Origin of the sequence: Acinetobacter sp. UC24323 (genome assembly GCF_024151445.1) — a bacterium.
Lineage (GTDB): Bacteria > Pseudomonadota > Gammaproteobacteria > Pseudomonadales > Moraxellaceae > Acinetobacter > Acinetobacter baumannii.
Map to the genome: position 1 here is coordinate 221,419 of NZ_JAHIBY010000004.1, position 12,138 is coordinate 233,556.

Consider the following 12,138-nt stretch of genomic DNA (forward strand, 5'->3'; position numbering starts at 1 on the left):
ACTCTCCATTGTTTCTTCATCTTTATTATCTAATCTTTAAGTCATCTTAAAACAAACATTAAAGGGTTTTAACCATGAAAATGACGGCTAAAATTGCATTATTCAGTGCAGCAATTGTAACTATGGGTAGTTTGGCTGCTTGTCAATCAACAACTCAACCACCTAAGCCAGAACATGGCATGATGCAAGATGGCCCACGTGATGGTCACCACCATCGTATGAAACACCGTGAATTTACGCCTGAACAAAAAGCAGCATGGGAACAACACCGTGCAGAGCGTAAAGCTCGTTTTGAGCAAATTCAAAAAGCATGTGAAGGTAAAGCTGTTGGACAAACTGTCAATGTTCAAGTTGGAGATAAAACACTTGAAGGTACATGTAACCTCCGCTTTGAGCCAAAACGTCCTCAACCACCAGTCAATGCCCCTGCTCCAGTAGCATCTTAAGCAAAATAATTCTAAAAACAGTAAAACAAAAGGCGCCAGAAGGCGCCTTTTGTTTATACATAACTATTTACGATTTTGACTATTTGTCTCATCTAAACTTCATCAAAAGTGTTTACACTCAAAGCACTTACATAGTTCAAGTATTTTTTTCTTGACTTTGCAGTCACAAAGTAAAGGCCCCGAGGTGCTTGTACAGTTATGCAAGTTGTTGCACGATGTAATAGTTCAAGGTGCCTTATGGCACATTATCGTAGATTAGGATTATAACTCTGGTTTCACCAGTATTGAGGAACCCGATATGCCACAATACAAAGCGCCCTTACGTGATATGCAATTCGTTTTGCATGAATTATTAAATGCTGAAGAACACTATGCAAAATTACCTGACTTTCAAGGTAACGTAAGCCGTGAATTGGTTGATCAATATTTAGAAGCTGCGGCAGACTTCTGTGAAAATGAACTTTCTCCTTTAAACCAAGTTGGCGACCGTGAAGGTTGTACTTGGAATGATGGTGTTGTAACTACACCAACAGGCTTTAAAGAAGCTTATCAAAAATACATCGAACTTGGCTTCCCGTCTTTATCAGCAGAAGAACAATACGGTGGTCAAGGTTTACCTAACTCTTTAGGTATCGCAATTTCAGAAATGGTAGGTAGCTCTAACTGGGCATGGGGTATGTACCCTGGTTTGTCTCACGGTGCAGTACGTACATTAGAACATCACGGTTCTGAAGAGCAAAAAAATACTTACTTACCAAACCTTGTTTCAGGTGTTTGGACAGGTACGATGTGTTTAACTGAATCTCATGCAGGTTCAGACTTAGGTATTATCCGTACTAAAGCAGAACCAAATGCAGATGGTAGCTATGCAATCTCTGGCGAGAAAATCTTTATCTCTGCTGGTGAACACGACATGGCTGAAAACATTATCCATATCGTTCTTGCTCGTCTACCAGGCGCACCAAAAGGAACTAAAGGGATTTCGTTATTCATCGTTCCTAAGTTCAATGTCAATGCAGACGGAACTCTAGGCGAACGTAATGCCGTACGTTGTGGTTCAATCGAACACAAAATGGGTATTCACGGTAACGCGACTTGTGTCATTAACTTTGACCAAGCAAAAGGTTATTTAATTGGCCCTGAAAACCGTGGTTTGAACTGTATGTTCACCTTCATGAACACAGCACGTATTGGTACTGCGGTTCAAGGTTTATCTGCATCTGAGTCTTCTTTCCAAGGTGCTTTAACTTACGCGAAAGAACGTTTAGCTATGCGTTCACTTTCTGGTCCTAAAGCTCCAGAAAAAGAAGCAGATCCAATTATCGTTCACCCTGCCGTTCGTAACATGCTTTTAACTCAAAAAGCATTTGCTGAAGGTGGTCGTGCACTTGTGTACTTACTTGCTCAATATGCAGATATCGTTGAAAAAGGCGAAACTGAAGAAGAGCGTAAGTTTGCTGACAACATCTTGTCTTTATTGACTCCAATTGCAAAAGCATTCTTAACTGAAACAGGTTCTGAATCTGCTAAGCACGGTGTTCAAGTGTTCGGTGGTCATGGTTTCATTTCTGAGCATGGCATGGAGCAAATCGTACGTGATACACGTATTGCTTGCTTGTATGAAGGTACAACTGAAATTCAGGCACTGGACTTGTTAGGCCGTAAAGTTTTACAAACTCAAGGTGCAATGCTTCGTGATTTTACTAAGATTGTTCACAAGTTTGTAGAAGCAAACAAAGACAATGCTGCCATGAAAGAATTTGTTGAGCCACTTGCTGCGCTGAACAAAGAATGGGGCGACCTCACTATGCAAATCGGTATGCGTGCAATGCAAAATCCGGATGAAGTGGGTGCAGCGGCTGTAGATTATCTCTACTTCTCTGGTTACGTTACTTTAGCTTATCTATGGGCTCGTATGGCGCTTGTAGCACAAGAGAAATTAGCGGCGGGTACAACCGATGTTGATTTCTATAATGCGAAAGTAACTACTGCTCGCTTCTACTTCAAGAAAATTTTACCGCGTGTACGCTCTCATGTAGACGTTATCGCAGGTGGTTTGGACCCATTGATGGCATTAGATGCTGAACATTTCGCTTTCTAATCATAGTTAGTTGCGATATGCAATGTTAAAAACCAAAAAAGGACTGCTCAGTTTTGACGGTCCTTTTTTTATAAAATCAATGATAAATTTAGATTTTAAATTCAATATCCATTTCGTTTTACAGGATATCTAGCACAGGCCGATGTGCACAAAAAAGGTGAACGATTATGCCAATTTACAATGCTCCTTTAGCTGATATGAAATTCATCTTAAATGATGTATTTAAAGCAGAACAATTTTGGCAGGCTAATGAGAAACTCGCTCATGTAGATGCTGCAACAGCTGAAGCAATTTTAGAAGAAATGGCTAAATTTGCTCAGAACGTGACTCATCCATTAAACCGTACTGGTGATGAAGAAGGTGCTCGCTACGAAAACGGCGAAGTCTTTACTCCTGCTGGCTTTAAAGATGCATTTCGTCAATATGCAGAAGGTGGTTGGATTGGCTTAGGTGCAGATGAAGAATGGGGCGGTCAAGGCATGCCAAAAATGCTTACCGTTCTTGCGGATGAAATGTTATTCGCGACAAATCCATCTTTCATGCTCTACCCACTTCTTTCAGTGGGTGCAGGTATGGCTTTAAGCAGCTACGCATCTCAAGAACAAAAAGAAACGTATTTACCTAAGATTTATTCAGGTGAATGGTCAGGTACCATGTGTTTGACTGAACCACATGCCGGTACTGACTTAGGTATTATCAAAACTAAAGCCGAGCGCAATGAAGATGGTACTTATAACATTACAGGTACTAAAATCTTCATTACAGGTGGTGACAACGATTTAGCGGAAAACATCATTCACTTGGTACTTGCTAAAACTCCAGATGCTCCTGCTGGTTCACGTGGTATCTCGCTATTTATTGTACCGAAATACCTTGTAAATGAAGACGGTTCTTTAGGTGACCGTAACCATGTTGGTCCAGGCTCTATTGAACATAAGATGGGGATCAAAGCATCTGCAACTTGTGTGATGAACTTTGACGGTGCGAAAGGTTACCTCGTTGGTAAAGAAAACGAAGGCCTTGCTGCCATGTTCGTGATGATGAACTACGAACGTTTATCAATGGGTATTCAAGGTTTAGGTGCTTCTGAATTTGCTTATCAAAATGCTGCTCAATACGCGACTGACCGTTTACAAGGTCGTAGTGCAGCTGGTGTTCAATCACCAAGCAAACCTGCTGACAGCATTTTAGTCCACGGCGATGTACGTCGTATGTTGTTAAACGTACGTGCAAACAACGAAGCTTCTCGTGCCTTTGCAGTTTATGTAGGCCAGCAGCTCGATATCACTAAATTCTCAACTGATGCAGAAGCCGTGAAGAAAGCCAATGACCGTGTTGCGCTTTTAACCCCAATTGCAAAAGCTTACCTCACAGATACAGCCTTCCAAGCGACATTAGATGCTCAAATGGTATTTGGTGGTCACGGTTATATTCGTGAATGGGGTATGGAACAATGTATCCGTGATCTTCGTATTGCTCAAATCTACGAAGGAACTAACGGCGTTCAATCTCAAGATTTAATTGGTCGTAAAACCATTAAGTGTGGCGGCGCTTTCATTGCTGAATACATCACTGAAATTCGTGACTTTGCAAATGATTTAGACACTGATTTGAACTTCATTAAAGATGCAACTTTAGATGCTGCAACTGAAATCGAAGCAATCACTCAGTTTATTATTGAGCAAGCTGCTGAAAATGTAGAGTTCCCGAACTCAGCTGCAGTTGACTATTTACATGCAGTTGGTTTACTCAGCTTCTCATACATGTTTGCAAAAATTGCAGCAGCAGCAAAAGATAAGTCTGGTGATTTCTATCAGAACAAACTTGCTTTGGCTCAGTACTTTGTTGAACGTATCTTGCCGGATATTGATGCGCGTATTGCTAAAATCAAAGCGGGTTCAGATTTAATTATGGGCTTTAGTGAAGATTACTTTACAAATCAAGCTTAATTAAGTTCTTTATAAAAACGCCTGAATAATCAGGCGTTTTTTATTTTGTATTTACTATTTCCATTGGCACAAAATTTGTTTAATTTCTAAACATTACGAAATAAACAAAAGATCTTATTATGCCTGATCCTAAAAAATACGAACGAATACTTGACCGTTTCGGACATTACGCCGTAGAAGCCTTCCATTATTTAGCCTTATTTATTATCGGGTGTATGGTGGCATGGTCGGCAGCCAATACGGTTTTTGAAATTCTGACCGTCAAAAAGTATGCTTCAATTGATGATATTTTATTATTATTTATTTACTTAGAACTTGGAGCAATGGTTGGAATTTACTTTAAAACTAATCATATGCCTGTACGTTTTCTTATTTATGTCGCCATTACAGCCCTAACACGTTTACTGATTTCTGATATCCAACATGATCATAAAGCCGACCTTGATCAAGTCATTATTACAGGCTCAATTCTTATTTTAGCTCTCTCTATTTTAGTTGTCCGTTTTGCTTCTTGGCACTACCCATCTGTTATGAAAGAAAAACATTCAAAAACGCCTACTTCTTTAAAAACACCCCAACCACAAGATGACGAGTTGGCATAAAAAAATGGCCCTAAGCTGGCCATTTTTTACTTTACGTTTAACGAACTCGATAAATGTGATGTTTCGAGTCAACCAATAAGTATTGGTTAGGAGTCTTCACCCAGTGGTATCCACGTGGTGGTGCATATAAGCGATGTGCACGCCAGTCTGAGACATAATAACGGCTATTACGGTATTCCACAGGAATACGATCACCGCGCTTAAAGGCTACATATCGGCCATAATGGTTGCCACGCTCAGAGTGTGACCAAACAGGAGCTCTATGATCATTGCGGTGGTCATAACGATAATCATGACGCTGTTCATAGCGATTATGTTCTTTACCGTGATAGTTATCCCAACGATGATTTGAATCGGCCATCGCAGTTGCCGACATACCCAACATTAATGTTGAAAGTACGAGAACAATAGGCTTTTTCATGGAGTATTCCTTTTTATCTTGATCTGAAGCTAGATTAAGAGAGAGTCAAGGAGAAACCATGAATAAAATGGCTTTGATTGATATTGTTTGTAATGACTATAAAGAAAATATGAAGAATCTGTATCTGTGCTACCATTAGCATTTTTCAAGCTAGGTCAATTGCTGTGTCTGAAATCAGTTTTGAACGTCTTCATCAATTTTTCTGCAAAGTTCCAAGTGTACAAGAAGCCCGTATCATGGCTCATGGAGCAGATGGCGAACACGCTTGGTGGTTTAAGTTCAGTATTGATGTAGAACACCCTCTCGCATGGCAAACCGTTCAAGAACTAGGGCATGTTTTAAATTACCTGTCGACGAATGAGCGTTTACCTACTTTATTCTTTCCTGTATCTCCACCACCTTACATGAATGGCGAAGCAAAAGATTTTTTATCATGGATTATTCAGTGTAATCACCCTGAGTTTTCTCCAGATGTGGTTTGTGATTGGCTGGAAGCGCGTTTGCCGAATCCTGTAGATGATGAGTCGCAGTGGAAAATTAAGACGGATTTGAGTGAAATAGAGAAGTTAGATGATAAGGCTTTGGATCAGTTGATTCCGCCAGCGCCTTAATAAAGTAAATAATTCTTCTCTTTAACTTCACAGAATTTTTCTTCAAAAGTTAAAGAGAAGCCCATCTATTTAAACCAGTTTTTTATATGTGATGCTATCCTGCTTCTAAAACCAGGCTGTTCTGCAATTTCATCAAAAAGCCCTTCCATTTGCGGTTGTATCTGTTTCTCATAGTGTTGTTGAGCAGCAGGTAAAGCAAACGAAAAGACCTGATCCCAATAACTGGTCGCCTCCAAACGTAATTTCAGTTCATCTGCCAGTCGATGATTTTCCTGAATTCCAAAACCACCTCTCAATGCCACAATTAAGACCTCTGCAACTTTATTGTCAATGCTACCATATTTAAAAGCCAGTTCTGCCCACTGCGCCTGTTCACACTGCTCAGTTAAAGCAACCATCCATTCAACCGCGTCCAGACAGCCTAATTCGCTGGCTTGCTGAAAATATTGCCTAGCAAGCTCTGGATCATCCTCAATGTAATAACGTCCTTTTTCATATAATGCTTGTGCATGTTTATGTTCCGTAGCAATAGTAAAATATTTTTCAATTTCATCTAACTCATCATTACCGAGATCAGGCTTTTGATCTAACTCATAGGCATAGGCATACATTGCGACTGGATGATTCAACTCTGCTGCATTTTTTAAATAGTTTAACGAATTTTCTGTCAGCCTTGACAATTGCAGCCATGCATCTGCACTACCTAAAGTCGCTTGCTGTTGATAAAACTGCTGTTGCCACTGCCACAACTGTTCTCGGTTTTGTTCTGATATATAACTGGCTTCATCAGTTCGAAGAAATTCAATAATTTTCTGGATATGGCCTCGTTGAAAAGCTTGTTCCAGATACTGCATTAGGTCTTGCTGCGCATGCTCAAAATAATCGTTCCATGCCGTAGCATCAAATAATCCAAGATGCTTCAATTCTTCATCATCATATCTTGACAAATACAAACTGGCACTCAGCTTTTCACCCTGATTCCAGGCCTGATACAGATACTGCATACTTTCAGTGTCTGGATAAGCAACTCCATGCTTAGCTTTGATAAGTAACGCTTGAGTATTTCCCTGCGCAATTAATTGATCTGTAATCTGATGTAATTCACCAAAGATTTGATCAGTATAATTTTCGTCGTAATACCCTATATCGAAAATCGTATTTTTTCTTTTTAATAAATCAAATAATGTGATAATGGCTTGAGCATGGCCCAAATGTGCCGCATGAAGTAGATATTGGTCACGAAAATATATATTACGAGGCAGTATGCAATCCCCCCTCTCGTGATCATAAAACAGAGCAAGTTCAAACAGTGCTTGTGGGTTTTCTTGAGTAGCTAATACTTTTAATGATTCAATTGCCCGAATTGAATCAATCAAAATATTCTGGTTACCATAACTCAATGCCAAAGCATATTCTAAGGTTTCAACCATTAATCATTTTCCGTTTTTATCAAAATACTGTATTCAATTAAAAAGTCGATAAACCTGACCATTCCATAAAACGATAAATCCAATACTTCACTTTAGACTCATCGGCATACTTCGCATAGTCCACGCTCATCTGTCTACCTTGTAGGTTTGACCACGAAGTATTGAAGTAATTCTGAGCATCTTTAAAGACTTGATCTTGAACTTTGCCTACAACCAACATATCCGTTTCAAGGTTATAATTTTTTAAATTACGGGCTGTAAAATTGGCAGATCCTACAATTAACACAGCTTGTTGAGCATTATATTTTAAGATCATTTTGCTATGGTTCTGTTCGCCATGAGTATCACACCAACGAATTGGAATGCCGGCAACATGTAACTCTGACGCTACCTGACGGTTTGGAATACCATTCTTTTGTCTACCAAACGCATCTTTATTTGGATCGAGTAAAACACGAACAATAACGCCACGTTCTTGGGCACTTTTTAGAGCTTTAATAATCTTACGTTCAGATAAATAGAACATACTTAAATCAAGATGTTCTTTAGGTTTAGCCGTATTAATTAATTTTAATACAGCTTCATAGATTGCCCCTTCAGTTAACACCTGAACTTGAGGCTTGCTAACGTCTTTTTCAAAGTCACCTAAAATAAGTGATGGTGAACTACTCCCTGACATTTGCGCAACAGCAGCTTCGGTTTGGAGTACATCAGCAGCTGTGGCTCCATTTACCACCAATGCCACATTAGAATGGCGCGAACTACCATCATGCGGATTGGCTGAAGTCACCAATGACTTCCAACCCGTATCGGTATCAACGACAACAGTTTTACGATGGTTTGCTTTAAAGTTAAATAAGTTCAAATAACTACGTAGCGTAATTTTTTCATCGCCAAATGGGTTGGGTAACCAGCCTTTCTCTGGATTATTGCCAATATTTTGGCAACAGATGTACCAAAACCCCGACCAGAATGGGTTTGAAGCACGTAAAGGTGCCAGATTCGTTTCGATGACATCAACACCAGCTTGGCGTAATTGACGGTAGTGTTCAGGGCTTAGTCCACCATATACCGAATTAATCGGGTCGGTAATCATAACAACCTGAATTTGAGGGTTTTGTCTTTTTTTACTCACTAATGCATCAGTGAGCTCTTGCATCAATGGTCGTTGCTTTAGTTTTGAATCGCCTACTTCTGAATTAAATAAGAACATATCCACCACAATTGTGGTTTTTGCCTCATCAATCATTTTCAAGATTTCATCAAAGATGTGCTGATCAACCTGTTGTTGCCCATTCGCATCAATATACGTTTTATCGGCTAAAAATTTAACATCGGCATGTCTGAGCTTGCCACTAAAGTTAATTCCTTGCGGCAATGGTTTCACTGTGTGATAAATTGCCGATGCAAGATATGCAATAGCAACAACGCAAAGTATGACCGCCATATAACGACGTCCTGACCAATTTAACTTTTGATGAATTCGCTGAAAAATACGCATAAAAAAGACCTAACTTGATAGTTTCAAATTAGGTCTTTTGGCTTGATTTTTCAAGTTTAGTTTCGTGTTGAAGCCTTAGAAACTAAAATCTACACCGACGGTAAAGTTTCGTCCAACTTGCGGGATATTTGATAAGAACGACGCATGTTGATAAACCGTGTCATCTAACAAGTTATTCGCTTTTAAATAAACGCGATAATCTGTTTTTGCACCATATTGTCCAGAGTATGCTACCCCTAAATTGAGCATGTTGTAGCCTTCTGTTTCGGTTTCATAAGCCGCAATCTTATCTTGATTAAAGACATGATAGTACTCAGCAGAACCACTAAAACCATCACCAAAATCTGCATCAACTTTAGTACCTAAACGCCCAGCCGGAATACGTGGAGCATTGCCCTCGGCATCAATCTTACCGCGCACGTAATCGCCAAAAGCACTGATCTTGTACATTGGCGTAATTTGATAACCAATTTCACCCTCAGCACCATAGAAACGAGCTTTATCTTGAGTGTATTGAACTAAACGGAAGTCTTTATAACGGTCAAGGGTTTGCGCATAGATGTAGTCATCAAACCAGTTATGGTAAACATGAAGATGATAATCGAGTTTGTCATTATCAAAATGCAAACCTAACTCAACATTATTTGATTTTTCCTTACCGAGTTGATCATTTCCTAACTCATAAGTATTGGTCGCAAAATGGGCACCATTTGCATATAGCTCTTGAGCAAGAGGTAGCCGCTCTTGGTGTGATGCTACAAATGAAAGCTTATAATTTGGCGCAAACTCCCAGTTGGCAGCACCAGCATAGGAAAAAGCAGAACCGTCAAAATCTTGTTTAGAGTTATCATCTACATCGATTTCTTGCTGATCTGCACGAGCAGAAAGTTCAAAATGAACATCCTTCCATTGTTTGTGTTCTAAAGCAAAAACACTCCACTTTTTTGTAGTGGTCGGTGCCATAAATGCTTCTTCACCAGTTAAATTTAGTTTTTGTTGGCCTAACTGGGTACCAATTACCCCTTCCCAATCAGCAATAGGGTTATGGACTAACTCAATACGCCCATCATAACCTTTGTTTTGGAATCGAGTCGCGATTGTCCCTTCTTCAATTTCATCATGCTGATAATCTGTATAGCTCGCTTGGGCACGTAACTTTTGGAAGCCTGCAAATGGATCATTTAACTCGGTTTTAAAATCATAACGCTCAGACTTTAAGTCAATCCATGGACCGCCATGTTCATGCTCGTGGTCATGAGCTTCTTCATCACTATGCCCTTCATGGTCATGGTCTCCACAATGTAAACTTAGATCATGAATATGACAGGTCTCATATTCATGGCTATGCCCCGGTAAACCATACTGGTCTCGACGGTTACTATACGAAATACCCGTATAACCGCGATCATAAATCCAAGACAACCCCACGTTCACTGAATCACCTTGTGCAAAGGTATTGTCTACACGGCGCTCTTTTTCACCTTCATGAATATAGTTTGGTGCAATATAGTTATTCGCATCACGTGTTAACCCCTCAACACGTAATGCAACTTGGCTTCCCAACCCTACAGTTACCCCAGCACTCGCCAGCTTTTCATCACTTCCAGTGTTGTAACGTAAGCCAACTTGTCCTTCATAACCATTTTCAGGCATTTGTGTAGGGATCTTGTTATCAATAACGTTGACTAAACCACCAACAGTTCCCGCACCAAACAATAAAGTAGAGGGCCCACGAATCACTTCAACTTGTTTTGCAAGAACTGGATCTACTGTTACAGCATGATCAGGAGACAAAGTTGAGACATCCACATTTTCAGATGAATTTTGAAGAACTTTAACACGTGGTCCATCTTGGCCACGAATCACCGGACGACTTGAACCAGCCCCAAACTGATTCGCATAAATCCCCACCTCACTATTGAGCGCATCCCCAATAGTGGCGGCCCCTTCAGTCAAATGCTTTTGGTCAACTACAGTATCAGCGACTGCAAAATCTTTTGAAGTTTGCTCAAGGGGGTGCGCCTTGATGCGGATAGTTTCTAACTTCTCAACATTTTCATTTTCTGCTGCAAATACAGGTATAGATATGGCAGCCAAAATGGATAAGGTCAAAATATTTTTATAGAACAACATGAGGTGAGTCTCTAATCGTACGCCTTTTGTTTTGTTATATTATAACATTTCAGTTGTTTTGCAATAAAAAACATTCGCTAATGACATGTTTCGATAGACTCAACTTTTTGATGATGTGAGAAGCTTTCTTTTCTAATGCCTTTTACAATCTCCCATGCAGTTATCGCCCCTCCACTTGCTAAATTGAGCCGAAACACGTTACCCATTGCCGCCTTAGCAATTGGCAGTATGACGCCCGATCTTTACCGCTTATTTACAATGCAATCAGGTATGCTGACTCATCAATGGAAGGGGCTTTTCTACCCTAATCTTGCATTAGGGTTATTATTCTGTGTCATTTGGTACTTACTTTACCGACCTGTGGTTTACCGTTTTTTTGGTATCCAACACGATTTAAAACTAGATTCTTTTAGACATTTTTTTAGCTTTTTTATTGGAGTCATAATTGCTCTACTCATTGGTATAGCAACACATCTCATTTGGGATGGGCTTACCCACTCAGACTTTAGAACTTTTATATTTCAAGACTTTTTATCGCAAACTGTTCACTTGTTTGGCCGTCCTTATCCATTGCATCGCTTTCTTCAACTCGGTTCTTCTGCTCTGGCATTACCTTTTTTAGGCTGGATGAGTATTCATTACTATCAGCGCCATAAACAGCATTGGAAAGTAAATTATAAAATTAAAATTTTTGCTTGGTGTTTATTTGCTTTATCTACACTTTTAGGCTTATTTTCTTTTTGGGACTATGCCCGTTATATTCCCCATGAGGTTTGGCATTCTGATACCTATTATTTTACTGGCCGCTCTATTAATGAGTTTATGCAAGGTTGGTTAAGTACGTTTAGTTTGGGATGTCTATTATTCTTATTTTTAGACCGACAACAAAGAATGGGCTAAATAGCTAAACTTGCTGCCAAATTGCTCATTTTTAGCTAAATTAT

Annotated in this window: 10 protein-coding genes; 6 read left to right on the forward strand and 4 right to left on the reverse strand. The window is 39.7% G+C overall.

The features are described 5' to 3' along the window. The first annotated feature begins 74 nt into the window (after positions 1-74). The 4 genes from KNQ97_RS07855 (at position 75) to KNQ97_RS07870 (ending at position 5,098) form a co-directional block, all read left to right on the forward strand. Complete coding sequence (locus KNQ97_RS07855; RefSeq protein WP_000784266.1) at positions 75-446, forward strand: hypothetical protein; 372 nt, start codon at positions 75-77, stop codon at positions 444-446. Positions 447-744: 298 nt separating this feature from the next. After that, positions 745-2,547, forward strand: a complete 1,803-nt coding sequence (locus KNQ97_RS07860) for an acyl-CoA dehydrogenase C-terminal domain-containing protein (protein WP_001136744.1) — start codon at positions 745-747, stop codon at positions 2,545-2,547. Between the two features lie 167 nt (positions 2,548-2,714). Continuing rightward, complete coding sequence (locus KNQ97_RS07865) at positions 2,715-4,496, forward strand: acyl-CoA dehydrogenase C-terminal domain-containing protein (RefSeq protein ID WP_001123422.1); 1,782 nt, start codon at positions 2,715-2,717, stop codon at positions 4,494-4,496. 119 nt (positions 4,497-4,615) lie between these two features. Then, positions 4,616-5,098, forward strand: coding sequence for a phosphate-starvation-inducible protein PsiE (locus tag KNQ97_RS07870; RefSeq protein ID WP_001113297.1), 483 nt, complete (start codon positions 4,616-4,618; stop codon positions 5,096-5,098). A gap of 37 nt (positions 5,099-5,135) precedes the next feature. Here the strand turns inward: KNQ97_RS07870 and KNQ97_RS07875 are convergent, their stop codons facing one another. Then, positions 5,136-5,519: an RcnB family protein gene (locus KNQ97_RS07875; protein WP_000743010.1), complete on the reverse strand. Its 384-nt coding sequence runs from the start codon at positions 5,517-5,519 to the stop codon at positions 5,136-5,138. 164 nt (positions 5,520-5,683) lie between these two features. Here KNQ97_RS07875 and KNQ97_RS07880 point away from each other — a divergent pair, with 164 nt between their 5' ends. Continuing rightward, positions 5,684-6,130: a hypothetical protein gene (locus KNQ97_RS07880; protein ID WP_017482201.1), complete on the forward strand. Its 447-nt coding sequence runs from the start codon at positions 5,684-5,686 to the stop codon at positions 6,128-6,130. Between the two features lie 65 nt (positions 6,131-6,195). Here KNQ97_RS07880 and KNQ97_RS07885 read toward each other — a convergent pair whose 3' ends face one another. From KNQ97_RS07885 to znuD, 3 genes are all read right to left on the reverse strand, one after another. Further along, complete coding sequence (locus KNQ97_RS07885) at positions 6,196-7,560, reverse strand: sel1 repeat family protein (RefSeq protein WP_253612040.1); 1,365 nt, start codon at positions 7,558-7,560, stop codon at positions 6,196-6,198. Between the two features lie 37 nt (positions 7,561-7,597). After that, positions 7,598-9,061, reverse strand: coding sequence for a phospholipase D family protein (locus KNQ97_RS07890; RefSeq protein ID WP_216117105.1), 1,464 nt, complete (start codon positions 9,059-9,061; stop codon positions 7,598-7,600). Between the two features lie 75 nt (positions 9,062-9,136). Then, positions 9,137-11,194 carry a zinc piracy TonB-dependent receptor ZnuD gene (znuD, locus tag KNQ97_RS07895; protein ID WP_253612041.1) on the reverse strand — a complete coding sequence of 686 codons (2,058 nt, stop codon included), beginning with the start codon at positions 11,192-11,194 and terminating at the stop codon, positions 9,137-9,139. Positions 11,195-11,329: 135 nt separating this feature from the next. Here znuD and KNQ97_RS07900 point away from each other — a divergent pair, with 135 nt between their 5' ends. Then, positions 11,330-12,094 (forward strand): DUF4184 family protein, encoded by a 765-nt coding sequence (locus KNQ97_RS07900; RefSeq protein WP_253612043.1) that lies wholly within the window; start codon positions 11,330-11,332, stop codon positions 12,092-12,094. Positions 12,095-12,138: the final 44 nt, after the last annotated feature.